At 58.2% G+C, this 25953-nt stretch carries 27 protein-coding genes and 1 tRNA gene; 18 read left to right on the top strand and 10 right to left on the bottom strand.

From position 1 onward, the window contains the following. Together AC2VNM_RS07675 and AC2VNM_RS07670 are read left to right on the top strand one after the other, a co-directional pair. Nucleotides 1-1061, top strand: a 1061-nt coding sequence (locus AC2VNM_RS07675) for a lysozyme inhibitor LprI family protein (RefSeq protein WP_486913075.1), incomplete at its 5' end; no start/stop codon positions are given. Between the two features lie 79 nt (nucleotides 1062-1140). Further along, nucleotides 1141-1977, top strand: a complete 837-nt coding sequence (locus tag AC2VNM_RS07670) for a hypothetical protein (protein ID WP_483166049.1) — start codon at nucleotides 1141-1143, stop codon at nucleotides 1975-1977. A 102-nt stretch (nucleotides 1978-2079) separates the two neighbouring features. On the opposite strand, the gene AC2VNM_RS07665 is transcribed toward AC2VNM_RS07670, so the two are convergent. From AC2VNM_RS07665 to AC2VNM_RS07650, 4 genes are all read right to left on the bottom strand, one after another. Next, complete coding sequence (locus AC2VNM_RS07665) at nucleotides 2080-2988, bottom strand: DMT family transporter (RefSeq protein WP_483166050.1); 909 nt, start codon at nucleotides 2986-2988, stop codon at nucleotides 2080-2082. 69 nt (nucleotides 2989-3057) lie between these two features. Then, nucleotides 3058-4134: an NADH:flavin oxidoreductase/NADH oxidase gene (locus tag AC2VNM_RS07660; protein ID WP_483166051.1), complete on the bottom strand. Its 1077-nt coding sequence runs from the start codon at nucleotides 4132-4134 to the stop codon at nucleotides 3058-3060. Next, a complete protein-coding gene (locus AC2VNM_RS07655) occupies nucleotides 4131-4859 on the bottom strand; it encodes a dienelactone hydrolase family protein (RefSeq protein ID WP_483166052.1) in 729 nt (242 codons plus the stop codon). The genes AC2VNM_RS07660 and AC2VNM_RS07655 overlap by 4 nt, the downstream gene beginning before the upstream one ends. A gap of 73 nt (nucleotides 4860-4932) precedes the next feature. Next, nucleotides 4933-5550, bottom strand: a complete 618-nt coding sequence (locus AC2VNM_RS07650) for a TetR/AcrR family transcriptional regulator (protein WP_483166053.1) — start codon at nucleotides 5548-5550, stop codon at nucleotides 4933-4935. Nucleotides 5551-5603: 53 nt separating this feature from the next. On the opposite strand from AC2VNM_RS07650, the gene AC2VNM_RS07645 reads away from it, so the two are divergent. From AC2VNM_RS07645 to ubiD, 5 genes are all read left to right on the top strand, one after another. Next, nucleotides 5604-6377, top strand: coding sequence for a TatD family hydrolase (locus tag AC2VNM_RS07645; RefSeq protein ID WP_483166054.1), 774 nt, complete (start codon nucleotides 5604-5606; stop codon nucleotides 6375-6377). Continuing rightward, nucleotides 6367-7116: a tRNA threonylcarbamoyladenosine dehydratase gene (locus AC2VNM_RS07640; RefSeq protein ID WP_483166055.1), complete on the top strand. Its 750-nt coding sequence runs from the start codon at nucleotides 6367-6369 to the stop codon at nucleotides 7114-7116. The genes AC2VNM_RS07645 and AC2VNM_RS07640 overlap by 11 nt, the downstream gene beginning before the upstream one ends. Nucleotides 7117-7178: 62 nt before the next feature. Further along, the gene (locus AC2VNM_RS07635; protein ID WP_483166056.1) at nucleotides 7179-7571 is read left to right on the top strand and encodes an SCP2 sterol-binding domain-containing protein; all 393 of its coding nucleotides are present in this window, start codon (nucleotides 7179-7181) and stop codon (nucleotides 7569-7571) included. Next, entirely contained in the window at nucleotides 7571-8413 is an 843-nt protein-coding gene (locus AC2VNM_RS07630; RefSeq protein ID WP_483166057.1) for a phosphate/phosphite/phosphonate ABC transporter substrate-binding protein, read from the top strand. Before AC2VNM_RS07635 ends, AC2VNM_RS07630 begins: the two co-directional genes overlap by 1 nt. 23 nt (nucleotides 8414-8436) lie before the next feature. Beyond that, the gene (gene ubiD / locus AC2VNM_RS07625) at nucleotides 8437-9909 is read left to right on the top strand and encodes a 4-hydroxy-3-polyprenylbenzoate decarboxylase (protein WP_483166058.1); all 1473 of its coding nucleotides are present in this window, start codon (nucleotides 8437-8439) and stop codon (nucleotides 9907-9909) included. A gap of 16 nt (nucleotides 9910-9925) precedes the next feature. Here ubiD and AC2VNM_RS07620 read toward each other — a convergent pair. Further along, a tRNA-Gly gene (locus tag AC2VNM_RS07620) sits at nucleotides 9926-9999 on the bottom strand. Between the two features lie 107 nt (nucleotides 10000-10106). On the opposite strand from AC2VNM_RS07620, the gene AC2VNM_RS07615 reads away from it, so the two are divergent. The 9 genes from AC2VNM_RS07615 (at nucleotide 10107) to AC2VNM_RS07575 (ending at nucleotide 18439) form a co-directional block, all read left to right on the top strand. Then, nucleotides 10107-10409 (top strand): ArsR/SmtB family transcription factor, encoded by a 303-nt coding sequence (locus tag AC2VNM_RS07615; protein WP_483166059.1) that lies wholly within the window; start codon nucleotides 10107-10109, stop codon nucleotides 10407-10409. 81 nt (nucleotides 10410-10490) lie between these two features. Continuing rightward, a complete protein-coding gene (locus tag AC2VNM_RS07610) occupies nucleotides 10491-11921 on the top strand; it encodes a TolC family protein (RefSeq protein WP_483166060.1) in 1431 nt (476 codons plus the stop codon). Then, on the top strand, nucleotides 11918-12991 hold the full coding sequence (locus AC2VNM_RS07605; RefSeq protein ID WP_483166061.1) for an efflux RND transporter periplasmic adaptor subunit: 1074 nt from the start codon (nucleotides 11918-11920) through the stop codon (nucleotides 12989-12991). Before AC2VNM_RS07610 ends, AC2VNM_RS07605 begins: the two co-directional genes overlap by 4 nt. After that, a complete protein-coding gene (locus tag AC2VNM_RS07600) occupies nucleotides 12984-16268 on the top strand; it encodes an efflux RND transporter permease subunit (RefSeq protein ID WP_483166062.1) in 3285 nt (1094 codons plus the stop codon). Before AC2VNM_RS07605 ends, AC2VNM_RS07600 begins: the two co-directional genes overlap by 8 nt. 1 nt (nucleotide 16269) lies before the next feature. Continuing rightward, nucleotides 16270-16491 carry a YgaP family membrane protein gene (locus tag AC2VNM_RS07595; protein ID WP_483166063.1) on the top strand — a complete coding sequence of 74 codons (222 nt, stop codon included), beginning with the start codon at nucleotides 16270-16272 and terminating at the stop codon, nucleotides 16489-16491. Between the two features lie 3 nt (nucleotides 16492-16494). Further along, nucleotides 16495-16914, top strand: coding sequence for a rhodanese-like domain-containing protein (locus AC2VNM_RS07590; RefSeq protein ID WP_483166064.1), 420 nt, complete (start codon nucleotides 16495-16497; stop codon nucleotides 16912-16914). Next, nucleotides 16914-17171, top strand: a complete 258-nt coding sequence (gene grxC, locus AC2VNM_RS07585) for a glutaredoxin 3 (protein ID WP_483166065.1) — start codon at nucleotides 16914-16916, stop codon at nucleotides 17169-17171. Before AC2VNM_RS07590 ends, grxC begins: the two co-directional genes overlap by 1 nt. 15 nt (nucleotides 17172-17186) lie before the next feature. Beyond that, nucleotides 17187-17612 carry a thioredoxin TrxC gene (gene trxC, locus AC2VNM_RS07580; RefSeq protein ID WP_483166066.1) on the top strand — a complete coding sequence of 142 codons (426 nt, stop codon included), beginning with the start codon at nucleotides 17187-17189 and terminating at the stop codon, nucleotides 17610-17612. A 17-nt stretch (nucleotides 17613-17629) separates the two neighbouring features. Beyond that, a complete protein-coding gene (locus AC2VNM_RS07575; protein ID WP_483166067.1) occupies nucleotides 17630-18439 on the top strand; it encodes a carbon-nitrogen hydrolase family protein in 810 nt (269 codons plus the stop codon). 7 nt (nucleotides 18440-18446) lie between these two features. Here the strand turns inward: AC2VNM_RS07575 and AC2VNM_RS07570 are convergent, their stop codons facing one another. Beyond that, nucleotides 18447-18935, bottom strand: a complete 489-nt coding sequence (locus AC2VNM_RS07570) for a DsrE family protein (RefSeq protein ID WP_483166068.1) — start codon at nucleotides 18933-18935, stop codon at nucleotides 18447-18449. Nucleotides 18936-19027: 92 nt separating this feature from the next. Here AC2VNM_RS07570 and AC2VNM_RS07565 point away from each other — a divergent pair, with 92 nt between their 5' ends. Both AC2VNM_RS07565 and AC2VNM_RS07560 read left to right on the top strand, forming a co-directional pair. After that, on the top strand, nucleotides 19028-20800 hold the full coding sequence (locus AC2VNM_RS07565) for an ABC transporter ATP-binding protein/permease (protein ID WP_483166069.1): 1773 nt from the start codon (nucleotides 19028-19030) through the stop codon (nucleotides 20798-20800). A 28-nt stretch (nucleotides 20801-20828) separates the two neighbouring features. Further along, nucleotides 20829-21395: a thioredoxin family protein gene (locus AC2VNM_RS07560; protein ID WP_483166070.1), complete on the top strand. Its 567-nt coding sequence runs from the start codon at nucleotides 20829-20831 to the stop codon at nucleotides 21393-21395. A 3-nt stretch (nucleotides 21396-21398) separates the two neighbouring features. On the opposite strand, the gene AC2VNM_RS07555 is transcribed toward AC2VNM_RS07560, so the two are convergent. The 4 genes from AC2VNM_RS07555 to AC2VNM_RS07540 form a co-directional block, all read right to left on the bottom strand. After that, on the bottom strand, nucleotides 21399-21602 hold the full coding sequence (locus tag AC2VNM_RS07555) for a hypothetical protein (RefSeq protein WP_483166071.1): 204 nt from the start codon (nucleotides 21600-21602) through the stop codon (nucleotides 21399-21401). A 138-nt stretch (nucleotides 21603-21740) separates the two neighbouring features. After that, nucleotides 21741-22199, bottom strand: a complete 459-nt coding sequence (gene lspA, locus AC2VNM_RS07550; protein ID WP_483166072.1) for a signal peptidase II — start codon at nucleotides 22197-22199, stop codon at nucleotides 21741-21743. Further along, nucleotides 22199-25006 (bottom strand): isoleucine--tRNA ligase, encoded by a 2808-nt coding sequence (gene ileS / locus AC2VNM_RS07545; protein ID WP_483166073.1) that lies wholly within the window; start codon nucleotides 25004-25006, stop codon nucleotides 22199-22201. Before ileS ends, lspA begins: the two co-directional genes overlap by 1 nt. Beyond that, on the bottom strand, nucleotides 24985-25941 hold the full coding sequence (locus tag AC2VNM_RS07540) for a bifunctional riboflavin kinase/FAD synthetase (RefSeq protein ID WP_483166074.1): 957 nt from the start codon (nucleotides 25939-25941) through the stop codon (nucleotides 24985-24987). The genes ileS and AC2VNM_RS07540 overlap by 22 nt, the downstream gene beginning before the upstream one ends. Nucleotides 25942-25953: the final 12 nt, after the last annotated feature.

The raw sequence follows: 25953 nt of genomic DNA, 5'->3' as shown, positions 1-25953 counted from the left end.
TATCCGCTCCTGCGTCATTCGTCCTTGCCTCTCTACTCTTCCAGGCGGACATTTCTAACGTGCCGAAAGCGGACATTACTAATTTGCTGCTACACGTGGGGTTATTGATATTGCGGGTAGATCAAGGTGGTCGTAAACTGTTGCCAGGGATTAAAAACGAGGTTTTTATGCGCCGCAAATTTCTGCATTTCGCCGGCTTGTTGCTCTTGAGTCTCTGTACTCCTCTTCCTTCGTTGGCAATCGATTGCCCACAGCGGATCCTCTCCCAGATTCCCGCTCATTTCGGACCCTGGCCGGGTCCGCAGTTCTTGCGTATTGTTCAGAAGCCCGGTAGCTATGGAACCTGTGATGCGGTTGCTGAGGTTGTCGCGGGAGGCGAGCTGCGGGCTACCTACACGGAGACGGCGCAAAATAGCATTCCCGGTACGGCCGCGTACGATTTTAAATTGTTGCATTTGATCCCTGGCCCTAATGATCAATTGGCCACCTATGGCTGGTCAACCGGTGGTGATTCTGGCTCCAGCAGCTATGCAATCTATGGTTATCGTGATGGCGCTATGCGGCGAGTATTTTCTGCCAGCGAGATGGACGGGACACTGTCCGTTCAGATTCGGGACGGGGTACTGACGCTCGCTGGCTTTCGCAGCACGAAATGCATGGCCTGCGGGTATAGTGCAAGTGCGAGTTGGCGGTGGAACCGAGAGTTCGGCGGATGGGAATTGTTACCAGGACCCAAGGCCGAAGACTTCGCCAGGTATCTCAATGCTCCAGACCTCTTGGAGAACAATGGGAAAGGAAACTTGCACGATCAGGCGCTGCAGGAATATAACGAAGTTACTCGGCAGTTGACTGAGCGCTACGATGCGCTGATGCATCAAGCAAATCTTGCGCAGAAACAAAAACTCAGATCATCAGAAATCCAGTGGATTATTGAGAAGCGGAAGCACTGCGGTGAGAGTCAAGAGGTACTCAAGCCTGGGCAAGGAATTTCCTTGCAGTGCTTGATCTCTCAAACTCGTAATCGGCTGATGGTTCTCTCTTCTGGATTAAATGGGCTGTAAGATGCTCGCATCGAGTTGATCGCCATATTTTTTGTCCAGAAAAGAATAAAAAACTTATTTTGGTTTCAGGGGATAGACGATGGAAACAAAATTTTCTGATGATTTTTCACGTTATTTGAAAATGGTAGAACGACTGGATGATAAGGCTGCGAGACAGATCGCCGAAAATAGTAAAGTGTCAGCTTTCGGTATGCTGGACAAGTTGAAGGTATGGAAGCGTCCATCAAATGAGAGCGTCACAATCATTAACTCGGAGAAAAGATATGAACCATTCTGGTATGTAGAGGCGGAAAGAGAGATATGTTTCAAGTCTATTTCTTCATATTCCGTTGAAATTAAAAATCCGGATGCTCATTCAATAGAGTTTGATGGAAACAGATTTGATGTCAAGCAGGATCGAAAAATTCATATTCCGGTAACCGAGCATTGTAATAATAAGAAGGTTCACATTTCTCATATTTATGGAACTACAAGAGACGTGAATAAAAGAGAAATGGTGGAATATATAGAAAAACACTCATCTGAGCAGCAGGAGTTGACTTTTGAGGAGGTGATGCAGGATAATCTTTTACTGCAACCGGAGAAAAAGCTCGCAACAATTATTCATCTAACAGAAAGAGAGCTCGCGCATTCTGTGAACGCCAGCGAGATAATGAGTGATACCGTCACCTTTAAGAAAGTCTACCTTTATTACCATCCAGTGTATGCCTTTGAGTGTCTTTGGGATCAGAAAACGGCGGTTTTGGAGGTGGACGGTCTTAACGGAAAAACCGTTGGTGGTGGTAGAATGAAGAAAGAGTTAATATCCATGATGAAAGATCCGGATTTCTTAATGGATGTTGCCGGAGACGCCTTGGATATAGTGGTTCCGGGGGGACGTCTGCCCTTGACGATACTGAAAAGGCTGCGGAAATGAGGAAAGAGGCCAATAGTCCAATCGATGAGGTCTTGCGACGTATTTAAATGACTTTGTTTCCCCGAGGCTCGTCGACGAATTGATGGAATCTTGATGTTTGCCTCACTCCTGCGCCGTCACCGCAATGCTGTTGTCCTTGGGTCGCAGGTGTTGCCAGCTGACCAGGAGGAGCGCGGAGAAAATGGCTGCCATGCCCATGGCCTCCCAAAGGCTGGGACGTTCGCCCAGTTGTAGCCAGGCCGCCAGAACACCAATGAGAGGGGCAAGGAGGGTGGCGATGCCTGCCACTCCCGAAGGGAGATGGCGCAAGGCAAAGAGCCAGAGCACATAGGCAAGAGCGGTCCCGGGAACGGCGTTGTACGCCAGGGCAGCGATAAAGGGGCCCGTCCACTGCACCTGCCATCCCTCCAGCAGCAGTGCTGCGATGAGGAGTACGAGACCGCCGATGGAGGCCTGCCAGAAGGTTGCGGTGATCAGATCCTGACCCTTGGGCATGAAGCGTTTGTGCCAGATCGCTGATGCCGCCCAGGAAACCCCTGACAAAATCGCAAAGAACGAACCCTGCCAAGGAGAGTGACCTGTCTGCCAAGGCTCCAGAATGACCACGAGCCCAAGTAGCGCCAACACCAGCGCGGGGATCTGCAGCCCCTGCAGCCGTTCTCCCAGTACCGGCCAGGCGAGCAGCATTAGCCAGATCGGCATCATGTAGACCAGGATCGCGGTTTTGCCCGCTCCGGCGTATTCCAGTGCTAGCAGGGTAGCGCCGACAAAGCCGGTGCTCTGCAACAGTCCATATGGTATAATATAGATTAGTGGTGGTAGCGCCAGGGGGCGCTTCTGCAAGATCAGGAACAGCAACAAAACCGGCGCGCTGAGAACTACTCGTAGAGCGGCAAAGAGCAGTGGCGCACTGTCTTGCAACGCGACCTTCATCACTACCCAGTTGTAACCCCAGATAAGGGCGATGAGGAAAATCGCGGCGAAAGCCAGATAGGTTTCACGGGAGCGCATCGGTAAAAAGCCTTGTGCTACAGAGGAAAACCGGGGAGAACTATCCTCCCCGGTCAGACTACCCGTAGCCTAGCGGCTGGGTTTGGCGCGATCGTACTGCGGCGGCCAGCTCCAGTCTACGCCCAAGGCGTGGGCGGCCTGTAGTGGCCAATAGGGGTTGCGCAGGAGCTCCCGCGCCAGGGCGACGGCATCCGCCTGTCCGGTGACCAATATCTGCTCAGCCTGCATCGGTTCGGTGATCAGGCCAACCGCTACTGTTGGTATCTGCAGCTCGCGCCGAATGCGCTCGGCAAAAGGTACTTGAAATCCCGGGCCCGCCGGGATCTGGGCATCCGGGGTCATGCCGCCACTGCTGCAGTCGATGACGTCCACGCCTATTTTTTTCAGTTCAGTAGCCAGAGCGACAGACTGCTCGCTGTCCCAGCCGCCGGGCACCCAGTCCGTCGCCGATATGCGGGTCCAGAGCGGTAGTTCCTCGGGCCAGACGGCGCGCACTGCCCGTGCCACTTCGAGAGGAAAGCGCAGGCGGTTTTCCAGACTACCACCATAGCGATCCTGCCGATGATTACTGATAGGCGAAAGAAAACTGTGCAGCAGATAGCCGTGCGCCATATGCAGTTCGAGTACTGAAAAGCCCGCTGCATGGGCGCGCTCGGCGGCAGCAACAAAGTCATCACGCACGCGTTCCATATCTTTTACTGACATCTCCGCAGGAACCGTGTGCTGCGGGCTGAAGGGCAGGGGGCTTGCCCCGATGGGCTGCCAGCCTCGTTCGTCGTCAGGAGGAATCGGCGCGCCGCCATAAAAGGGGGCCGCAGTCGATGCCTTGCGTCCGGCATGGGCAATCTGGATGGCGGCCACGGCGCCCTGGGCCTGAATAAAGCTGACGATGGGGCGTAGCGCTGCGCTCTGGGCATCATTCCAGATACCCAGGTCGTCCGGCGAGATGCGCCCTTCGGGACTGACCGCCGAGGCCTCGACCATCACCATACCGGCACCGCCGACCGCCCGGCTGCCCAGATGTACCATGTGCCAGTCCCGCGCGACACCATCTGGGGTGGAATACTGACACATGGGCGCCACGATGATGCGATTGCGCAGGACCACACTGCGCAACTTCCAGGGCGTAAATAACAAGTTACTCACTGCTTCGCCCCCAAGTGCTTGGAGAATTCATTGAGGGTAATCTGCCAGGCCTCGGCCGCCACTTCCGGCCGATAGCTGTCGCGGCGATCGCTGAAAAAGCCGTGCGGTGCGCCGGGGAAAACGCTAAGGGTATAGCGCTTTTTCGCATGGCTGAGAGCCGCGACGATGCGGGCGTGTTCGTCGGGCAGGATCGACTGATCTTCGGCACCATAGAGCAAGGTAATTGGGGCGCGCATGGCCGGCACATGATCCAGCAAGGGCGGACGCCCGGCGGGGTCGGATTCCGGGGCGATGCCGCCGCCGTAAAAGGCCACCGCCACGGCTGCGTGCTCGGCCAGTGCCGCATTGGCGAGGAAGGTATAGCGCCCACCCATGCAAAAGCCGACGATGCCGATCTTGCCTGCGGCCACCTCCGGACGCTCCTGCGCGGCCGCAATGCTAGCCTGCGCCTCTTTCATGACGACATCGTCTTTCAGGGTGCGCAGGTGCCCGATGGCATTCTGAAAGTCCTGGTAATCATAGACCTTGCCATGGTAGATGTCTGGGACGATGGCCGCGTAGCCTTCCTTTGCTAGGCGCTGTGCGACATCCTCAAAATGCTCATTGACGCCAAAGGCCTCAATAAAAACCAGGATCAGCGGGAACGGTCCAGAGCCGTCGGGGCGCGAATAGTAGGCACGAAGTTCGGGAGAAATTTGCAACCACTCGGATTTGACCTGCGACATTGGCATTCACTCCTCTGCGTGGGGAAAGACGGAAAAAAGGATACCGACCAATCGGTATCCACGCAAATCCCAATCAGGCTGCGAGGGTGCCGATATACTGTTGCAGTTGTCCGAGACAGGTCCGGTAGCTCTGCAGCGATTGCGCGTTTTTCCCCAGACCGACGCAACCCTCAATGGCTGCAACAATAAACAGCGCTGCCTTCATCGGATTCACATCCCGGTGCACATTTCCTTGTTGCTGGCCGCGCGTCAGGGCATCGCTGATCACCTGGGTCCATTCATCAAGGATACGTTGCAGGCCCTGGCGGAAATTCTCATCCAACGGACTCATCTCCTGCATGAGATTGTTCAGCGGACAGCCATAGCGCAGTAACTGCTCGTCGGCAGCATCGATCTTTTCCGCCAGCAACTGTTGCAGGCAAGGAACGGGCTCTGTGGTCTGCTGCAGGGGAACAAACCAACGCTCGGCCAATTGCGGCGCAATCACGTCTTCAACCACCGCGAGACCTAGCTCCTGCTTGGTGCCAAAATGATGGTAGAGTGCGCCTTTGCTCACCGAGGTCTTGGCCAAGATGCGGTCCAGGCTGGCAGCCTGAAAGCCGCTTTCCAGGATTTCTGTATACGCTGCCGCGAGCAGGTCGGTGCGCGTCTGCTCGGGATTACGGATTTTTCTGACGGTGACTGTACTCATAGAGGTTTAAATACCTACTAATCGGTATCTTGTCAAATATTGAGGTTCGGCTTTTGCTTATCGACAGTCACTGTCATCTCGACCACGAGGATTTTGCGCCGGATCGCGTCGCGGTTCTGGCGCGCTCCCGTGCCGCCGGAGTGCAAGCTTGGGTCGTGCCAGCCTACAGTCCCCTCTATTGGTCGCGCCTGGATTCCCTGCGCGGGGCAGAGCCGGGAGTAGCTGCAGCCTTCGGTGTGCATCCCGGCTTTCTCGCCGATCTGCGCGCGGGGGACTGGGAGCGCCTGGAGGCGTTGCTCGAAAATGCGGTGGCTTTGGGAGAAGTGGGCTTGGATCGCGGCGCGGACTCGCCGGACCTCGCGCAGCAATTACCCATCCTGGAACGGCAGTTGGCCATTGCCCGCTCCCTCGGCCTGCCAGTGGTCCTCCATGCGCGAAAAACCACGGAGGAATTGTTGCAGCTGCTGCGTCGACATCGGCCGGTCGCTGGTGTGCTGCATAGTTTTTCCGGTAGCTACGAACAGGCTCGCAAGACTATCGACCTGGGCTTGCATTTGGGTTTCGGGGGAGCCATGACCCATCCCCGAGCGCAGCGTTTGCGGCGCGTGCTCACTGCCTTGCCAGCGGATGCCATCCTCCTCGAAACCGACGCTCCGTTTCAGACACCGCACGCGCGGTTTGGGGAACGCAATGAGCCGGCCCACCTGACAGAAATCCTCACTATTGCAGCAGAGCTGCGGCAGGAGGCACCGGAACAACTTGCAGAAATCTGCACAGCGAATACTCTGCGAGTCTTTCCCCGATTGGAGAAACAGCATGTCAAATAATGCCTCGCTACGGACTCGTATCCTGATTGGTGAGGAAGGCGTCGCGCGACTGGCCGCCAGTCATGTCTTTATCGCGGGCTTGGGCGGGGTTGGCGCCTACGTTGCCGAGAATCTGGCGCGTGCCGGGGTGGGGCGCCTGACCCTGGTAGACCATGACTGCGTTGGTCTGAGTAATCTCAATCGTCAACTTGTGGCGTTGCACAGCACGCAGGGGCTACCCAAGGTCGAAGTCATGGCTAAGCGGATTGCCGATATCGCGCCCGATTGTCAGGTCGATGCATGGCAGATTTTTCTCCAGGCGGACAATGTACGGGATCTCCTTGCCCAAAGTGGTGCCACGGTGCTCGCTGACTGCATCGACGCCATTGCCTGCAAGGCGGCACTGATTCAGGCAGCGCAAGGGCTGAACATGCAGATCTACGCGAGCATGGGGGCAGGGAATCGGCTCGATCCGGGCCAGGTACGTATGGCGCGGCTGAACCAGACCGAGGGTTGTCCTCTGGCGCGGGAGTTGCGCGGCCTATTGCGTCATGCCGGCGCGTCTCTCGATCTGTGGGCGGTATACTCGCGCGAACGTCCCCGACCCGCTGCCCCGCGCGAGGCGCCGGATCACGGTCCCGGCGGCAGACCGAAGACAGTGAATGGCACGATCTCTTACATGCCAGCCTTGTTTGGGGTATATCTGGCGGGAGCTATTCTACAGCAGCTCTTGGCAGGAATGGAAATGTCGGCTAAATAAGCATTGGTAGTCAGTCAGAATATCTGAAGACAATTATTATATGCTTATATTTGGAGGGGCCGATGGCCGCGAAATTCATGAGTACAGAGTGGATTCGTCTGGTGGGCAAGCAATGGGATACCCATCCGGAAATTCAAAAGGACCTGAGGAATTTCAACGGCACTTGGGAGTATTATATTGAGGATCGACCCGATATTCCGCATGTGATGCTCTTCTGCAAGGCCGGTAAGGTGATCTATGCTGGCCCCTCCGATGGACGGCGCCGAGATTTCATCATGTGGGCCAGCATGGAAAACTGGAAGAAGATTCTTGCGGGTGAAATTACCGGAAAGTCGGCACTGATGAGCCGTAAATTGAAGTTCAAGGGGTCGATGATGACGGCCATGAAGTACATGACGCCATTTAACATTCATTTGAATATTCTGGGAGAAATTCCTGTGGACTTTGATATCTGATGTACGGCTTTACCGTAGACCCAAATTACTCTGGAAAGAATCTTCCAGGCTGGTTCCTGATGAGTACCTATCTGCAGCGACAGTTGCATTGCAGTCTGCACTTTTCGCCTCAGGACGATTTTGCGCGAGGGAGAAACGCCGTTCTGCAGGGGGGAATCGATCTAGTATATGCCAACCCTTTCGACTGGGTGCAGTACGTCGAAAAGAAAGGATTTATCCCTGTGGCAAAGCCTAAAGAGCACTTCGACGAAGTGCTGTTGTGTTCCCGCAAGGGCTCCCCGTGGGTAGATTTCGCCTCCCTGCCGGAACGGATCCATATCGCTTCCGCGAGTGATGCCACTCTGGTACACATGGTTGGCCTGTTTCTTCTGGATAAAGCAGAAATCGATCGCGCCCGTCTCGATTTCACCTTTACCGGCAGCTACCAGGCGGCGCTGAAAAGTCTCTTGCAGGGGCGGGTCGACTTGGCCTTCGTGTTTGATGAAGTCTACTCCAGTGCCAGTCGAATCACCCAGGAGAGTTTGCAGGTTATCGCACAGTCCGATGATGCCTTTGCGTTTCATGCCTTTTGTATTTCGCCACGTCTGGCCCAGTTGCAAGACGCATTGTGTACGACCTTGTGCAACATGGAACAAAGCGAAGCTGGGCGGCGCTTGCTGCAGGACATTGGCTTCTCCGGCTTTGCGCCGGTTAATGCGGATGAAGTGGCATGCCTGACCGCTCTTGCAGAAGAATACATCAGTGGGCACGAGGCTATTGATCTGCGTGCCACCAGCACGCTGGCGATCGACGACAGTGCCTTCTTGGTGGCTCGGGAGGAGCCCGGAGAGGAGACAAAATAGCGCTCATGGGCTAGCATTGACCGATGAGCTACATTGACCTGCGTGCCTTCATAAACGACCTGGAATCTCGCGGGGAATTACGCCGCATCCGCGAGCCGGTCTCCCCCCGGCTGGAAATGACAGAAATCTGCGATCGCAGCCTGCGCGCTGGTGGTCCGGCCGTCCTCTTTGAGAGTCCCGCTGGGTATGAGATCCCGGTGCTCGGCAATCTCTTCGGTACCACTCGGCGCGTGGCTCTGGGAATGGGCGGAGAGTCTCTTGAGGATTTGCGGGAGATCGGGCGCCTGCTCGCCTACTTGAAAGAGCCCGATCCGCCCAAAGGGATCCGCGACCTGTGGAACAAGCTCCCCACCTTGCGGAAAGTCCTGCACATGGCGCCGACGACCTTGTCGCGCCCGCCGTGCCAAGAGGTAGTCCTGCAGGGAGACGAGATCGATCTGGAAAAATGGCCGGTGCAGACCTGCTGGCCGGGCGATGTCGGGCCACTCCTCACCTGGGGCCTGACGATTACCAAAGGACCGCTTAAAAAGCGCGCCAACATGGGCATCTACCGACAGCAGCGGATCGGCCGCAACCGTGTCATCATGCGCTGGCTGGCGCATCGCGGCGGAGCGCAGGATCTGCGCGAATTTCAGCGGCAGAATCCAGGTCGGCCTTTTCCGGTAGCCGTCGCCTTCGGCGCCGATCCCGCGACCATTCTTGCGGCGGTCATCCCCATCCCCGATACGATATCCGAGCACCAGTTTGCCGGATTACTGCGCGGTGGTCGTACTGAGCTGGCCAACGCTCTGAGCGTACCCCTGCAGGTCCCAGCGCGCGCGGAGCTGATTCTGGAGGGGCACATCTACGCGGAGGATTTCGCTGTGGAGGGTCCGTTTGGGGATCACACGGGCTATTACAACGAGACCGAGAAGTTCCCGGTGCTGACCGTCGAGCGTCTGACGCATCGGGAGAATCCCATCTACCACAGCACCTACACCGGACGGCCTCCGGACGAACCGGCAATTCTGGGAGTTGCCCTCAACGAAGTCTTTGTCCCGCTCCTGCAAAAGCAGTATCCAGAGATTCTCGATTTTTATCTGCCGCCAGAAGGTTGTTCCTACCGGCTGGCGGTGGTGCGGATTCGCAAAGGCTACCCCGGTCATGCCAAGCGAGTGATGTTCGGGGTATGGGGGTTTCTGCGGCAGTTCATGTACACCAAGTTCATCATTGTGGTGGACGAGGATGTGGATGCCCGCAGCTGGCCCGATGTGATCTGGGCCATGACCACGCGCATGGACCCGGTGCGCGACACCCTGCTGGTGGAAAATACCCCGATCGATTATCTCGATTTTGCCTCGCCGGTGGCGGGTCTGGGGGGAAAGGTCGGCTTTGATGCCACCAACAAGCTTCCCGGCGAAACGACGCGGGAATGGGGCACGCCGATCCAGATGACGGATACCGTCAAGCAACGGGTAGATGAGATTCTCGGGCGCCTGGATAAGCCCCTGTACTGATGAGGGGAGCAAGAAATGGAGCGGGTGATGGGAATCGAACCCACGTCATGAGCTTGGGAAGCTCAGGTTCTACCATTGAACTACACCCGCGAATGCTCCATTCTATAGAAGATAACCGAGAAAAGGCAAGGTGATCGGTTGTGGTTCAGAATGTAACGACCGAGACCTGGTAAACGCTGACGATTAGAGGATCAAGAATGGAAGACCTACCCACCCGCGAAGAAGATATCGAGCAGGCATCACGCTCGCTCAAGGCTATGGCCCATCCCTTGCGCCTCAAGGTGCTCTGCGTTTTGGGCTCGGAGGAGATGAGTGTGCAGGATATCGTGGCTGCCGTGGGCACTACGCAAAGCAATATCTCTCAGCACCTGGCGATCCTGCGCGAAAAGGACATCCTCAAGGCGCGCAAGGATGCCAATAAGGTATATTACCGGGTTGGTGATCCGCGCACCCTGCGCCTGATCTCGATGATGAGTGAGGTGTTCTGTAGCATCCACTAGTGCCGACGCTTTTCATTCGAAGAATATTATAATATACTAATCTGCTTTAGCGCTTGTGCCTCTTTTGGCAGAGGTCAACAGATGAAGAAAGATTATTGCTGCTGGAATCGCCGACGTCCCTGGGCTGCCATCATGGCCGCCCTGCTGACATCTGTCGCTGCCCCTGCAGTCTATGCCATTGATTTTGCCCAGTGCGTGCAGGACGCACAGAAGCGTAACCCCGAGGCCCTGCTGGCCGAAGCCCAGGCAGCCGAGGCCAAGGGAGCGCTGAGCTCCGCCGATGGTAACCTGCTGCCGAAACTTACGGCGAGTTTTTCCGGGGTGCAGTCGAACAACGCCCTGACCGTTTTTGGCATGAAGCTCTCGCAGCGCGTCGCTACTTTCAACGACTTTGGCGCCAGCCAGTTCAATCCTTCCGAACCGCAGTCTCTTTATACTGCGCCCAACAATCTCGATCATCCGGGCGGTTATCACAATCTTGGCACCGAGATCTCCCTCGCCATCCCGATCTGGAATGGTGGCGCGGTGCGCAGTGGCATCAGCGAAGCGGAGGCGATGTTGCGTGCGGCGCAGGCGGGAGACCAATTTGCTCAGCAGAAGCTCACCTTCACCGTGCTGCAGGCCTATGACGGACTGATTGCCGCCAAGGCGGGTCAGGAAGTCGCAGAAAAGGCACTGCGTGCTGCCGACAACTATGTCAAGACCACACAACAATTGCTGGACCAAGGTGTCGTGGTGAAAAGTGATCTGTTGTCGGCGCAAGTGCACCAGGAAGAGGCAGTGTTGGCAGTGCAACAGGCCAAGGACAATGTCGCCAATGCACGTGCCAATTTGGCGTTGCTGATCGGTCAGCCGATCTCGACCCCGATCCAGGTGGATGCCCCGGTGTTACCACCACAGCCTGCCGGTGATACCTACGCCCTGGAGCAAGAGGCCATTGCCAACAATCCCGGTATTCGTGCCCTGCAGGAAAAAGTCAGGGCCGCGCGAGCAGGTATCGGTGTTGCCCGTGCTGCCTATCTCCCCCATGTCAATGCTATGGCCAAGCAGGAGTGGAACGGTACGACCCTGGGCAATGCAGTGCCTTCCTACACAGTGGGCGGGCAGATTTCGTGGAATCTGCTGGATTTGTCGCGCTCCGGGCAGATGGATGCCGCCCAGGCGAAGGTGCAAGTGGCATTGGCCAATCTGCAAAAGGCCCAGGACGATACCCGGCTGCAGTTACAGAAGTCCCTCCTGGCTACGAAGCTCGCGTCGCAGCGCGTCAAGGCCCGGAAGTTGGCGGTGCGCCAGAGTGAGGAAGCGCAACGTCTGGTGCGCTTGCGCTACCAGAATGGCGTTGAAACCTTGACCGGCCTGTTGCGTGGCCAGGCTTCCCTTGATCAGTCGCGCGCGGAGCTGGTCCAGGCGCGCTATGCAGAGGCCGTGGAACGTGGTGCACTTCTGCTCGCCTTGGGCAAAATGGATATACAGACGCTGACCGGTGCTGCAACGACGGGAGAAACCAAGTGAAGAAACAGTTTTTGACGGTCGGAATCATCTTGAGTTTGGGCTTGGCCGGTTGTGGACAGAAGCCGCCCCATGTCGGCGCTGCTGGCGAGTTGGTGCGGGCACAGACCCTGACCCTCGCAGCTGGCAAGGGGCTTGGCTATGAGACTGTGCCGGGCACGGTCATGGCCAGTCAGCAGATACAGTTGGGTTCACGTTTGAGCGGCTATCTACGTGGTCTGCAGGTACATGTGGGTGAGTCCGTACGTGCGGGCCAGTTGCTCTTTCAGGTGGATCCAGCGGATGTCGATAGTCAAGTGGCGCAGGCGCAGGCGAGCCTCGCCCAGGCCGAGGCCAATTTTGCCAATGCGCAGTCCAATTATGAGCGCTTCAAGAAGCTCTACGAGGCCCAGGCCATTCCGCAAAAGCAGTGGGATCAGGTACAGAGTCAATACCAGATGGCCAAAGCGCAGGTTGCCGCGGCGCGCGCTGGCACTGGCAGTGCTGCCGCCCAGTTGCGCTATGCTTGGGTAAGGGCGCCGTTTGCCGGTGTGATCACGCAGAAGTATCTGCAAAATGGTGACCTGGTTGCCCCCGGTCATCCGGTTCTGGCCCTGGCCAATCCGCAGCAGCTTGAAGTCGATTGCAATGTCGGTAGCGCTACCTTTGCCACTCTCCATATGGGTCAACGGCTGGTCGTGGACTACGATGGCAAGTCGCTCAGGGCGACGGTGCGCGACCTGGTACCCGTAGCCGATCCGGTGACCCACAGCCATCTGGTAAAACTGAGCCTGCCTGCGGGCAGTGACATCCAGGCTGGGGCTTTTGTGCAGGTACAGATTCCCCAGGTCGGAGAAACAACGACACTGCGTATTCCGCGGGGCGCGTTGCTCAACCGGGCGGGTATCCCCGGTGTCTTCGTCGTTAATTCCCAGGGCGTGGCAGAGTATCGCATGGTGCGTCCGGGGCAAAAGATTGGTGATCAGGTGCAAATCCTGGCGGGCTTGAGCGCCGGCGAGCGAATCGTCGTTAGCAACATCGAAGCCGTCGACAACGGCGACCGGATCGAGAGTGCCGGGGCTGCGCATGACTGAGAATGTAGCAAAGATGAATCTGGCCGGTCGCCTGGCCAGCGGCTTTTACCGTTCCAAGATCACGGTATTGATCATGCTGGCCATTGCCCTGTTCGGGGCGATGGCGGTGCTCGTGACTCCGCGCCTGTATAACCCGGAAATCGTGGTGCCGGCTGCGGAGATCTTCGTCATGCGTCCGGGCTCCAACAGCGAGGAAGTGCATAATCTCGTAGTGCGCCCGCTGGAGGCCCTGATGGCCTCTCTGCCCGGCGTGCATCATACTTACGGCTATGCAGTGAATGACATGGGCATCGTCACCGTGCAGTTCCAGGTGGGTGCCAATGAGGAAAAGAGTCTCCTCGAGCTCTACAATCAGCTCAGCCGCAACATCGACCGCATGCCGCCCGGGACCATGCAGCCGCTGGTCAAGTCCATCGGCATCAACGATGTCCCTATCCTCGATGTCACCTTGAGTTCCTCACATTTGAATCAGGTACAACTGCGTGCCGTGGCCATGCGCGTCATGGATCAGTTGCAGAATGTGCCTGACGTAGCCAATGCCGAGCTGATTGGTGGTGCCCAAGAGGCGGTGAATATCTGGATCGATCCGCAAAAGCTGGCTAGTAGCGGGGTAAGCCTGCCGCAACTGAAGCAGGCGTTGCAGGGCAGTAACCTGGTGATGCCCGCAGGGCATCTGGTTGCCGATAATCAGCGCATTCCCCTGCGCGTCAACGCGGCGCTTGGTTCGGCCTCGGCGGTAGGTGATGTGATCATCGGCTCCCATGACAACCGGCCGATCTATCTGCATGACGTGGCGCGGGTGGAAGAAGGGGCGGCGGAAACGAATACCCTGGTGACCGACAACACCGGTCCGGCCAATGATCTCGGGCTACCCGCCGGTACCAGCATGCCTGCAGTCACCATCACTCTGGCCAAACGACCGGGAACCAATGCCGTGGTCGTTGCCGATGCCCTCAAGGCCAAATTACAACGCCTGGAGACAGAAGCCATTCCGCAGGGAGTGCATGTATCCGTCACTCGCGATTACGGCGCGCGCGCCGATGACGCGGTGAGCACGCTCTTTGAGCATCTGAGTATCGCAGTGGGCGTGGTCGCCGTCATTCTGCTGATCTTTTTGGGTTGGCGCGAGGCCGCTATCGTCATCCTTACCGTGCCCCTTACCCTGGGAGTGGTTCTCGGGATTGGCTGGATCCTTGGACAGACCATCAACCGTATTACCTTGTTCGCTCTTATCCTGTCCCTGGGCCTCCTGGTCGATGGTGGCATCGTCGTCATCGAAAATATCCATCGCCACCTCAGTCATGGCGGGGAAAGGCACAGCTTTGCCGATAAGGTGGTGCTCGCCACCAACGAGATCGGCAATCCGACCAATATTGCGACCCTGGCGGTGATCCTCGCCTTCGTGCCGATGGCCTTCGTTACCGGCATGATGGGGCCGTTCATGCTGCCTATCCCGATCTTCGTTCCCATTGCCATGATCGCGTCGGTGTTGCTCGCCTACACCGTGGTTCCCTGGGGGGCCTACCGCTTCCTGCGTGGCAAGGCCGAGCGTCATGCCGCGGTGCAGCAGCATGACGATGGGCACGCGCAGCGCGATGTCTTGCAGCGCGCGTATCTGCGGGTCTTCACGCCCTTGTTGCGTTCCAGTGGGCGGCGCAATCTCTTTTTTTTGGTAGTCATCGTATTGCTGTTCCTCGTGATGTTGATGCCGGCGTGGCAGTTTGTCCGGCCCTCCGGTATGAATGGTCCTCTGAGCGCCTTGGGGGTCAACGTCAAGATGTTGCCGGCGGGCAATGTCAGTGACTTCATGATCCAGGTCGATACCCCCGCGGGGACGGCGCTCGCCCAAACCGGGCGAGTGGTGCAGGCGGTGGGGCAGGTACTGGCGCAGAATCCGTACGTCGAAAATTTCCAGAACTATGTAGGGCGATCCGCGCCGGTGGACTTTGCCGGACTGGTGCGTGGCGACATGATGCGCAAAGGCAGCAATTATGCGCAGATCCAAGTCAACCTCGTGCCGCGCAGCGAGCGCCCGATGTCCCATGCGGTCAGTGTCGATATCTACAAAAAGATTGCTCCACTGGAGCAGCGCTTTCCGGGTACGGTGATCAAGCTCTTCGAGGTGCCACCGGGGCCACCTGTACGTGCCCAGGTGGTGGCAGAGCTCTATGGGCCCGACTATGACAAGCTGCGGCAGCTGGCGGGGCAGGTCGAAGAGCGTTTCCGCAAGGTCTACGACATGATCAATGTCGACGACTCAGTCACCGGGACGGTCCCCGAATATCGCATTCACGTTCTGACGGAAAAGGCGTTGCTGGCGGGGGTCGCGCCCGCACAGGTGGCGGAACTGGTACACGATTACATCGCCGGGACCAAGATCGGCACCATCGCTGTCCCGAGCGCGCGCGAACCAGTGGATATCATTCTTCGGGTATCTCCCGCTGATCGTGCCTGGGAGTCGCAGATATTGAGTCTGCGCGTCCGCAATCAGGCAGGGAAACAGGTGCCGCTGGCGAGCATCGTTACCATTGAGAAAACTACCCAAGCCAAGCCGATTGTCGATCGTGATCAGCACGAGGTGGTCTACGTGACCGGAGATTTGCTGGGTTCCAGTCCGGTCTATGCCACCTATACGCTCAACAACATGCTCAATGGCAAAACTCTGGACGGCGTGCACCTGTATACGGGTAACCTGGGTTTCATGCCGGCGCAGCCGAATGACATTACCCATTACCAGATCCTATGGGGCGGTGACATGCGCCTCACCCTGGACGTCTTTCGCGATCTGGGGGCGGCATTCATCGTTGCCCTGGTGTTCATTTACCTCATGCTGGTGGCGTACTATCAGTCCTTCATCATGCCGATCATTGTCATGGGTGCGATTCCTCTGACCCTGATCGGCGTCTTCCCCGGTCATTGGCTGCTGAATACGCCGTTCAACGCCACCTCGATGATTGGCGTCATTGCCCTGGCGGGGGTGGTGGTGCGTAACTCTCTGTTGTTGATCGATTTCATCATCGAGTACCGGCGCGAGGGATACCCCTTGGACGAAGCCGTGATCGAGGCCGGTGCCGTGCGGTTTCGCCCGATTCTGCTGACGGCGCTGGCCATCATGTTCGGCTCGGCGATCATGGTCAGCGATCCGGTATTCGGTGGTCTGGCAGTGTCCTTGATTTTTGGCACCTTCGCCTCCACCATGTTGACACTGATCGTGATCCCGCTGCTTTACTTCCTGTGGGAACGACATTTGGAGCGCAAAACGCCGGAGGTTTCCTGAAATGACGACAGAAAATTGGGTTCGGGTGGTGGCGGGTGCCTTTGTATTCCTGAGTGTTGCCCTGGGCGCACCGAGCAGCCCGATCTTTGTGAGTGAGTGGTTTTTGGTATTCACCCTTTTTGTTGGGTTTAACCTTTTCCAGAGTGGCATCTCGGGCTTCTGTCCGCTGGTGAATATCCTGCATAAACTGGGAGTCAGCGATTCCCCTAGCTGTGGGAGATAAGTAGTGAACATCGGCGCGGAGTTGTCTACCCATTGGCCCCTGCTCTTGCTGGCCCTGGGCTTTCTCGTACTGATTTTCAAGGGGCCACTCAGCCGCAAACTGGCGGGTGTCGAAGAGATCACCCCGGAGCGTGCTGTGCAGCTCATCAATCAGCATGATGCCTTGGTGATCGATGTGCGTGAGCAGAATGAATGGTCACGTGGCCATCTCTCTGCGGCCAAGCACATCCCGGTCGGTGAATTGAACAAGTATCTCAAGGATCTGGAAAAGCATCAGGAGCATCACGTGATTTGCCAGTGCGCCAGCGGCATGCGCTCGGCACGGGCGGCGTCGATCCTGCACAAGGCGGGTTTTCAGAAGGTGTACAGTCTCAAGGGTGGGATTCAGGCATGGCGGAGCGCCGGCCTGCCGGTGGAAAAGTAATGGCGGAAGTCATCGTCTATGCGACCCATGCCTGCGGGTACTGCCGGCGCGCTCTGGCCTTGCTGCAACAGAAACATGTCGTGGCGCAGATCATCTGGGTGGACCAGGAGCCGCATCGTCGTGCAGAAATGATCCAACGTGCCGCAGGTCGGCGTACTGTGCCACAAATCTTCATCGCCCAGCGTCACATCGGTGGCTGCGACGACCTGCTGGCCCTCGATCGGCGCGGAGAACTGGATCCCCTGTTGCGAATCTGAAAGGGAGGTGTTCCGATGCACATCGTTTGTCCTCACTGTGGCGCCGTCAATGCAGTCCCTCAGGAGCGTATGGGGCAGCATCCCAAATGCGGCAAGTGCCACCAGCCACTCTTTGCCGAGCATCCGGTGGAGTTGCAGGGCGCTGCCTTTCAACGCTATATCGAGCGCAACGATCTACCCGTACTGGTAGATTTTTGGGCTCCCTGGTGTGGGCCGTGTCGCATGATGGCGCCGGCCTTCGCCCAGGCTGCGCAGCAGATGCAGGGACGCTGCCTCTTTGCCAAGCTCAATACTGAAGCGGACGGGCAGACCGGGGCGCGCTATCAGATTCGCTCCATCCCGACTATGGTGCTGTTTCGCGGCGGGCGTGAGGTAGCACGACAGAGCGGCGCCATGGGCGCTGCCGACATTCAGCGCTGGCTCGCCGGACAGGGCGTCTGAACGGCTTGAGGGACGGGATGACAGATAGCAAACTTTTATGTGCGGTCATCCAGACGGTATCCGGTGCTGATCTAGAGCAAAATCTCGCAGCGGCAGCTGAGTCGATCAACGACGCTAGTGTCGCCGGTGCCAAGCTGATTCTGCTTCCGGAAAATTTTGCCTTCATGGGGCTACGCGACACCGATAAATTGGCCCTCATGGAGGAACCCGGCAGCGGTCCCATCCAGGATTTTTTAGCAGAACAGGCAACGCGCCATGGGATCTGGCTGCTGGGCGGAAGTATCCCTCTGCGTGCCACGGATGGTCGTTGCTTCGCCAGTCTTCTGGTCTATGACGCCCAGGGTGTAGTGCAGGCGCGCTACGACAAGATCCATCTCTTTGATGTGGACCTTGCGGGCGGCGAAAGTTATCGAGAATCTGCAACCATTGCGCCGGGCGCCAAGCCGGTGCTGGTCGACAGTCCTTGGGGCGGTGTCGGTTTATCGATTTGTTATGACCTGCGTTTTCCCGAGCTCTATCGCCACTATGTTGGCGCATCCCTCCTGGTCGTGCCGAGCGCCTTCACCGTGCAGACCGGACGCGCCCACTGGGAGACTCTCTTGCGCGCCCGCGCCATCGAAAATCAGGCCTTCGTTCTGGCCGCCGACCAAGGAGGCAAACATGCCAACGGACGAGAGACCTGGGGTCACAGCATGATCGTCGACCCCTGGGGCCAGGTACTGGCGGTTCAGGAAGGTGGCGCGGGTGTCGTTCTGGCGGAACTGGAGCTCGGCCAACTGGCGCAGATCCGTGCGCGCCTGCCGGTGTTGCAGCACCGGCGGCTCTAGTTTCCCGTTACCAAGCGATGTAGGCGTATCCCTTCTGCTGTAGCGTGATCAGCTCGACAGCACCGCTGAATACCGGAGTGGCTTCGGAAATCAGATCTTCGTTGCCGATCTTGATGGTTTTCATGGTCTGTTCACAGGCGTCAAACACCACACCGTACATGTGCAGACTGGAAACCTGCTCCCGAATGAACTTACTGTAGTGCTGCTGGTTCTTCTCGGCCTTGACCAGGAGCCAGATGCCGGGACCGAAACAGTCGATGACAATATCGACGTCATTGTTGAAATGCCCTAGCACCACCGCCGCGCTATGTAAGATATCCAGGATATAGGCCGGATCAGACTGGTTGAGCTGATAGACCACCTTGTTCTTCGATGGTCCCATCATGCCCATTCCCATGCCCTGGCCCTGTGCCGCTACGGCCACTGCCGATGCCGCGCCTGCGGCGATCAGGCCGCCGAGAAAGCGGCGACGTGAATGGTTTTTGTCTTCGGCCATGCTATGCTCCTCGTCACTATGGATTGGCCCCCTCAGATTAGCAAAATCTGCGCCCGGGGCCGGTTTTTTGGGCAACCTGGCGGAGAGCGAGTATGCGGCAGTTCAATCGCGAGTTTTTTCGCGATCTATGGCAAATCAGCAAGCCCTACTGGACGAGTTCGGAGGATCGTTGGCTGGCACGCGGCGTCTTTGCCCTGATCATCGGCCTCAATCTATTGATGGTATTTATCTCCTACCGCATTACTGAGTGGTATGCGGTGTTCTGGAATGCGGTACAGCACTATCAGGCGAGCGCGGCCTGGCAGCAGATTCTCGTCTTCTGTGGCCTGGCTACGGCCTACATCATTGCTGCGGTTTCCCAGAGTTTCTTCACCCAGATGATCATCATCCGCTGGCGGCGCTGGCTCACCCACTCCTATCTGGATGCCTGGCTGGCGCGACGTACCTACTACCATATGCAGGTGTTGGGCGATGGTACTGACAACCCGGACCAACGTATAAGTGAGGATCTGGCGTCATTTACCAACCAGACCCTCAACATCGTCATTGGTTTGTTCAGTTCGGTGGTGACCCTGGGGACCTTCATCTTCATGCTCTGGGAGCTGTCGGCAATGATCTGGATCCCCTTCCATGGGCAGACCTTTTCCATTCCTGGTTATCTGGTCTGGGCGGCGCTGATCTATTCGGTTTTCGGTACCATCATCACCGCCCTAATTGGTAGGCCTCTGATTCGCTTGAACTTCATGCAGGAGCGCTATCAAGCCGACTTTCGTTTCAGCATGATGCGCCTGCGGGAAAACAGTGAAAGCGTCGCCCTTTATGGCGGCGAGGAGCGGGAGGGAAAACTCTTCCGCCAGCGCTTTGCCGAGGTCTACGCCAATTTCTGGCGGATCATCTGGCGGAGTATGCGCCTGAACTGGTGGACCTCGGCCTACGGCCAGATTGCCATTATTTTCCCGCTGGTCGTTTGCCTGCCTGCGTATTTCGTCAACAAGGAAATTGGCGTCGGCGGTCTGCAACAGATCATGTCCGCCTTCGCCCAAGTACAGGGGGCGCTGTCCTTTATCGTCAGCAGTTATACGACCCTGGCCAACTGGCACGCGGTGGTCGATCGTTTGCGCTTTTTCCGGCAGTCCATGGGCGAGGTGCATGAGATCCAGGACAAGCATTATCATATCGAGCGACGGGATACCCCGCGCCTGGAGGTTACCGATCTCAACGTGCGGCTGCCGGATGGGAGGGATCTCGTGCATGGACTCCAATTGCAGGCGGCACCTGGCGAACATCTGCTGATCATGGGAGCCTCCGGTAGCGGCAAAAGCACCCTGATTCGCGCCTTGGCCGGAATCTGGCCCTATGGGGATGGCGCGGTGGGGCTACCTGCTGGCGAGCGGCCTCTCTTTTTGCCGCAGCGTCCCTACCTGCCCATGGGCACGCTGCGCGATGTCCTGGTCTACCCTTATGGACTGGAGGACAGTAGTGATCGGGTGCTGACGGAGGCATTGCAACGGGTGGGTATGGGCAGCCTGATCGGTCAACTGGAGGAGACCCGACTTTGGTCCCACACCCTCTCATTGGGCGAACAGCAACGCTTGGCCTTTGCCCGTATCCTGCTGCAAAAGCCGCGCTGGATTTTTCTCGATGAAGCAAGCTCCGCCCTCGACGAACGTGCCGAGGGAGAGCTGTATCGTCTGCTCGCTGATGCCCTTCCCGATTCTGCTATCATCAGCGTTGGCCACCGCTCGAGCCTCTGGCGCTACCATTCGCGTTGCCTGCGCCTGTTGGGCGGCGGGGCGTGGCGTCTGGAGGACGGGGCCAGTGGGGACGAGGCGCAGCTGGCCTTCGGCCACCTTTCGCCCGCATGATTTGCTAAGTAACAAGGAGATACACACGATGGCTATGACCGGATTCGATTTACCCCTGGGGACACCATTGCCGGATTTTACCCTGCCTTTTGGCGGTAAGGAGGGCAGCTGGTCGACGGCGCAAGCCAAGGGCAAGCCTCTGCTCGTATTGTTCATCTGCAATCACTGCCCCTATGTCATCCATATCGCCCAGAAGCTGGCGGAGCTGGCGAAGGGATGGCAGCGCGCTGGCTTGGCAGTGGTAGCGATCAACAGCAATGATCCGGGGGCCTATCCCGACGATGCGCCGGAAAAGATGCCTGCCGAGGCGGCTCGGGCAGGCTATGATTTTCCCTATCTCTTTGACGCCGATCAGTCGGTGGCCAAGGCATTTCATGCCGCCTGCACCCCAGATATCTTTTTGTTTGATCGGGCGGGAAAACTCTTTTATCACGGCCAATTCGATGCCGCACGGCCCAAAAACGACGAGCCCGTTACGGGTAAGGATCTCGACACGGCAGTGCGCGCCGTTCTTGCTGGGGAGGATGCCCCAAGCAAGGTGCAGCCCTGCATGGGCTGCAGCATCAAGTGGCGGCCGGGTAATGAGCCGCAGTAGAGGTCAGTAGAGGATTTGCGACAGGACGGCCTTGCGTAAGAAGGCAAAACCGCTGCCCTGCGACCGATGGCTGCGACGCAGACGCAGCAAACGCTTCTGTAGATCACGTTTGATGCGTTCGCGTTCTTGGGTGGCCATGAAGGAATGGTAGTTTGGGTAGTGTCGTACCCGCCGAAGTGCTGCCAGTAAATTCGCCCGATTGTCCATTGCAGTGTCCCTCTTGCAGTATGCAGAGGGTAAAGCAAGTATCGGGCCAAAATTATATTCTATTCTTGATCAAAGGGTTGCCTACGTTTACGGGATGGCCCGTTGGTCGTTTTGTCGTATTTGCACGACAAAAGGGCTTTAGTGGCGCCGGAATGCATCCACAATGAGCATCAGAGCGCCAATGGTGATGGCACTATCGGCAATGTTGAAATAGGGCCAATACAGGTTTCCCCAGTGCACACCAATGAAGTCCACCACATAGCCCAGTCGGATGCGATCAATGAGATTGCCCAGGGCGCCGCCCAGGATCAGGGCAAGGGCGATGGCGGTCCAATGCGCGCCCGGTTTCAGGCGTCGCAATATGGCGACGAGCACCACGACAACGATCACGGCAATGACGATTAGCAGCCAACGCTGCCAGCCGCCGGCGCCAGCGAGGAAGCTGAAAGCAGCACCGGTATTGTGCACCAGGCGAAAATTTAGGATGCCGGGAATGACGACGATGCCTTGCCCAAGCCGCCAGATGTGACTGAGCCAGAGCTTCACCCCCTGATCGAGGAAAATGACGAAGACGCTCAACCAGAGATAGCGCAGCATCAGCAGTACTCCCGTGTTTCGCCGCTACCCGCGACATTCTCCACGCAGCGACTACAGAGTTCCGGATGCTCGGGATGCTCGCCGATGTCGCTGCGGCGGTGCCAGCAGCGCGGGCATTTCGTGGCATCGTAAGCGGCCACCGTGATCTGCAAGCCCGGCAGGGCCTCTTCCGCGTCGACGGCGAGGTCGCGCAGTTGTAGATCGGAGCAAAGCAGCAGGAAGCGCAGCTCTTTCGCCATCGGCCGCAGCAATGCCAGCCAGTCGGCGTTGGCGGAGAGGGTGACCTGCGCATCCAGGGCGGAGCCGATTTTTTTCTCCTGCCGCAACTGTTCGAGGGCGGCATTCACGGCCTCGCGCAGTGCGAGCAGGCGCTGCCAGCGTGCATCCAGATCCGCGTCCTGCCCTTCGCCAAAATCGGGATAGCAGGCAAAAAACACGCTCTCGGCATTCTTCCAGGGCAGATGTCGCCAAATTTCCTCGGCGGTGAAGCTGAGAATGGGAGCCATCCAGACCAACAAGGCATCCAGCATCTTCGCCAGCACGGTCTGTGCCGAGCGCCGTGCCCGGGACTGGGTCTGGGTGGTATACAGACGATCCTTGAGCACATCCAGATACAGACCGCCGAGATCGATGGAGCAGAAGTTGTGCATGGCCTGCACCACGCGGTGGAACTGGAACTGCTCGTAGGCGCTATGGATTTCCTGCTGTACCTGGGCACAGCGTCCCAGCATCCAGCGATCCATCTCCAGGAGTTCGGATGCCGGCAAGGCGTCTGTACGCGGATCGAAATCGTGGGTATTGCCGAGGATGTAGCGGGCGGTATTGCGAATGCGCCGGTAGCTCTCGCCCAAGCGCTGCAAGATATTGTCGGAAATCGGAATTTCCCCCCGATAATCCTCGGATGCTACCCATAGGCGCAGGATGTCGGCACCATAGCGGTCGATGATTTCCTGCGGGGCGATGACATTGCCCACGGACTTGCTCATCTTGCGTCCTTCACCATCGACGGTGAAGCCATGGGTGAGCACTGCTAGGTAAGGCGCCCGCCCGCGGCTGGCGACGGATTCGAGTAAGGACGACTGGAACCAGCCGCGGTGCTGATCCGCACCCTCCAGATAGAGATCTGCGGGGCTGTGTAGTTCCGGGCGTCGTTCGAGGACGAAGGCGTGGGTGGAGCCGGAGTCGAACCAGACGTCGAGGATGTCGCTGACCTTGTGAAACTGCTCGTGGCCGCAGGCAGCACACTGATGCGGGGCATTGCCAAGAAAATCTTGGTCTGTGCCGCTGAACCAGGCATCGACGCCACCGGCCTCTACGGCCGCGCTAATGCGCTGGAAGACGTCGGCGTCGCGCAGGGGCTCGCCACACTGGGCGCAGGCGTAGAGGGCCACCGGTACACCCCAGGCGCGTTGGCGCGAGATACACCAGTCTGGCCGCTTACGTACCATGTCAGCGATGCGCTCTTCTCCCCAGGCGGGAATCCAGCGGGTCTCGGCGATCGCTTGCAGGGCCTGCTCGCGTAGCCCATTGCGCTCCATGCCGATGAACCATTGCGGCGTGGCGCGAAAAAGCAGGGGCGTCTTGTGGCGCCAGCAATGCGGATAGCTGTGTTCGATCTTTTCCTGGTGTAGCAGACGTCCACGTTCGTGCAGGAGGGCCGGTACAGCGCGATTGGCCTCGGCTGTGGAGAGTCCGGCGAGGCCGTCGCCGAGATCGTCACGATAGTGACCGTTACCCTGCAGCGGACTATCGATGGGCAGGTGATAGTCCTCGGCGGCCAGATAATCGTCCACGCCATGGGCGGGAGCGGTGTGGACACAGCCAGTGCCGGCATCGAGGGTGACGTGCCTGCCGAGGATGACCGGCACGGTTCTGGGCTGGAAGGGATGGTGCAGGCGCAGTCCCTCCAAGGCTTGGCCCCGGATCGTGGCGATGCACTGGGCATCTGGGTGTCCATAGCGGGCCAGGGCGGCTTCCGCCAGCTCGGCAGCCAGCAGCAAGACGCGCGCGCCAGCCTGCAGGAGAACGTAGTCGTACTCGGGATGCACGGCGACCGCCTGATTTGCCGGCAAGGTCCAGGGGGTGGTGGTCCAGATGACGACTTCTGCTTCGCTGTCGAACAGTGAAATGCCCAAACGCTGACAGAGATCCGCACGGTCCTCCACGAGGAAGCCAACATCGATGGAGGGATCGCTGCGATCGCGATATTCGACCTCGGCTTCCGCCAGGGCGCTGCCGCAATCGACGCACCAGTGCACGGGCTTGGCGCCGCGATAAACCTGCCCCTTGAGGGTAAGCTTGCCCAGTTCGCGCAGGATGTCGGCCTCGGCGGTATAATCCATGGTGCGATAGGGATGTTCCCAGTCCCCGAGGATACCCAGGCGGATGAAGTCGGCCTTCTGTCCTTCGATCTGCTCCGCCGCATAGGCACGACAGGCCTCACGGAAGGCCGCGGCGCTCAGCTTCTCACCGGGACGCCCGTGGGTCTTTTCCACTTGGATCTCGATGGGCAGACCGTGGCAATCCCAGCCGGGCACGTAGGGAACCCGCATGCCTTCGACCAGTCGCGACTTGTTGATGATGTCCTTGAGTACCTTGTTGACGGCGTGCCCGATATGGATCTTGCCGTTGGCATAGGGAGGGCCATCATGCAGGACAAAGCTCGGCGCGTCGGCGCGAGCCAGCAGCAGGCGTTGATACAGGTCCAGCTCCTGCCAGCGGGCCAGCAGCTCCGGTTCACGCTGGGGCAGTTTGCCCTGCATGGGAAAATCGGTTTTGGGAAGATTTAGAGTGCTTTTATAATCCATGGGCTTTCGATGTCATGGGTAGAAAAAAATTGCCGTACATTTTGTACGTCTTGCTGTATGGCGGCGATCAAGGTATCGAGATTGGGGTATTTTTCTTCATCCCGCAACTTGTGCAGCAGTTCGACGCCAACCATTTTGCCGTAGAGGTTCGGGCTCTCGGCGTCGAGGCAATGGGCCTCCAATACGAGACTTTTGCCATTCACGGTGGGGCGCAGGCCAATACTGATGGCAGCATTCCAGTGGCCAATGGGGCTGTAGAGCCGGCCGGCAAAAATGCCGCGCAAGGGCAGGGGGCGATGCGCCAAGGGTAAATTGGCCGTGGGGAAGCCCAGTTCGCGTCCCAGTTGATCGCCCCGCCGTACTCGACCACAGACGGTATAGGGGCGGCCAAGCCAGCGTGCCGCCTGCGCCAAGTCACCCTGTTCGAGAAACTGGCGGATGCCGGTGCTACTGACCCGCTGCCCGTCCAGCAGATAGGGGGGCTGCTCGTGCACCACAAAACCGTATCGCCTGCCCATTTGCTGCAGCAGCGCAAAATCGCCACGGCGCTGGGCGCCGAAGCGGAAATCATGGCCGACGAACAGCTCCCGCACCCGCAGACGTCGAACCACGATTTGCTCGACGAAGTCCTCTGCCGACAAGGCTGCCAGGGCAGTATCGAAGCGTGCGCAAACGACTTGGTCTGCCCCGTAGTGCCGGAGTGTTGCTGTCTTTTCGCGCAGGCTGCTCAGGCGGATGGGTGCCTTGTTACCGAGAAACAGCTCCCGTGGGAGGGGCTCAAAGGTGAGTACGCTGCGTGGCAATCCGCACTCCGCCATACCGGCAAGTAACCGTTGGTGCCCGAGGTGGACACCATCAAAGTTGCCAATGGTCAGCGCCTGTGCCGTTGCCATTGCCTGCCGTGGCAACGAGTGGAGACGAAAGGGCTGGATCATGGTGGCAAAAAG

The organism is Acidithiobacillus sp. TH-A67, from assembly GCF_057473545.1.
The sequence above is the reverse complement of the archived record's forward strand: the minus strand, read 5'-3'. Positions and strand labels throughout refer to the sequence as shown.

Excerpts from the sequence above, each read along its gene's own strand:
- AC2VNM_RS07670 (WP_483166049.1), top strand. The coding sequence starts at position 1,141 with ATGGAAACAAAATTTTCTGATGATTTTTCACGTTATTTGAAAATGGTA.
- AC2VNM_RS07655 (WP_483166052.1), bottom strand. The coding sequence starts at position 4,859 with ATGTCGCAGGTCAAATCCGAGTGGTTGCAAATTTCTCCCGAACTTCGT.
- AC2VNM_RS07570 (WP_483166068.1), bottom strand. The coding sequence starts at position 18,935 with ATGGCCGAAGACAAAAACCATTCACGTCGCCGCTTTCTCGGCGGCCTG.
- AC2VNM_RS07615 (WP_483166059.1), top strand. The coding sequence starts at position 10,107 with ATGGAAGACCTACCCACCCGCGAAGAAGATATCGAGCAGGCATCACGC.
- AC2VNM_RS07540 (WP_483166074.1), bottom strand. The coding sequence starts at position 25,941 with ATGATCCAGCCCTTTCGTCTCCACTCGTTGCCACGGCAGGCAATGGCA.
- ileS (WP_483166073.1), bottom strand. The coding sequence starts at position 25,006 with ATGGATTATAAAAGCACTCTAAATCTTCCCAAAACCGATTTTCCCATG.
- AC2VNM_RS07600 (WP_483166062.1), top strand. The coding sequence starts at position 12,984 with ATGACTGAGAATGTAGCAAAGATGAATCTGGCCGGTCGCCTGGCCAGC.
- AC2VNM_RS07595 (WP_483166063.1), top strand. The coding sequence starts at position 16,270 with ATGACGACAGAAAATTGGGTTCGGGTGGTGGCGGGTGCCTTTGTATTC.
- AC2VNM_RS07575 (WP_483166067.1), top strand. The coding sequence starts at position 17,630 with ATGACAGATAGCAAACTTTTATGTGCGGTCATCCAGACGGTATCCGGT.
- AC2VNM_RS07610 (WP_483166060.1), top strand. The coding sequence starts at position 10,491 with ATGAAGAAAGATTATTGCTGCTGGAATCGCCGACGTCCCTGGGCTGCC.
- AC2VNM_RS07565 (WP_483166069.1), top strand. The coding sequence starts at position 19,028 with ATGCGGCAGTTCAATCGCGAGTTTTTTCGCGATCTATGGCAAATCAGC.
- AC2VNM_RS07650 (WP_483166053.1), bottom strand. The coding sequence starts at position 5,550 with ATGAGTACAGTCACCGTCAGAAAAATCCGTAATCCCGAGCAGACGCGC.
- ubiD (WP_483166058.1), top strand. The coding sequence starts at position 8,437 with ATGAGCTACATTGACCTGCGTGCCTTCATAAACGACCTGGAATCTCGC.
- AC2VNM_RS07560 (WP_483166070.1), top strand. The coding sequence starts at position 20,829 with ATGGCTATGACCGGATTCGATTTACCCCTGGGGACACCATTGCCGGAT.
- AC2VNM_RS07665 (WP_483166050.1), bottom strand. The coding sequence starts at position 2,988 with ATGCGCTCCCGTGAAACCTATCTGGCTTTCGCCGCGATTTTCCTCATC.
- grxC (WP_483166065.1), top strand. The coding sequence starts at position 16,914 with ATGGCGGAAGTCATCGTCTATGCGACCCATGCCTGCGGGTACTGCCGG.
- AC2VNM_RS07640 (WP_483166055.1), top strand. The coding sequence starts at position 6,367 with ATGTCAAATAATGCCTCGCTACGGACTCGTATCCTGATTGGTGAGGAA.
- trxC (WP_483166066.1), top strand. The coding sequence starts at position 17,187 with ATGCACATCGTTTGTCCTCACTGTGGCGCCGTCAATGCAGTCCCTCAG.
- AC2VNM_RS07630 (WP_483166057.1), top strand. The coding sequence starts at position 7,571 with ATGTACGGCTTTACCGTAGACCCAAATTACTCTGGAAAGAATCTTCCA.
- AC2VNM_RS07555 (WP_483166071.1), bottom strand. The coding sequence starts at position 21,602 with ATGGACAATCGGGCGAATTTACTGGCAGCACTTCGGCGGGTACGACAC.
- AC2VNM_RS07635 (WP_483166056.1), top strand. The coding sequence starts at position 7,179 with ATGGCCGCGAAATTCATGAGTACAGAGTGGATTCGTCTGGTGGGCAAG.
- lspA (WP_483166072.1), bottom strand. The coding sequence starts at position 22,199 with ATGCTGCGCTATCTCTGGTTGAGCGTCTTCGTCATTTTCCTCGATCAG.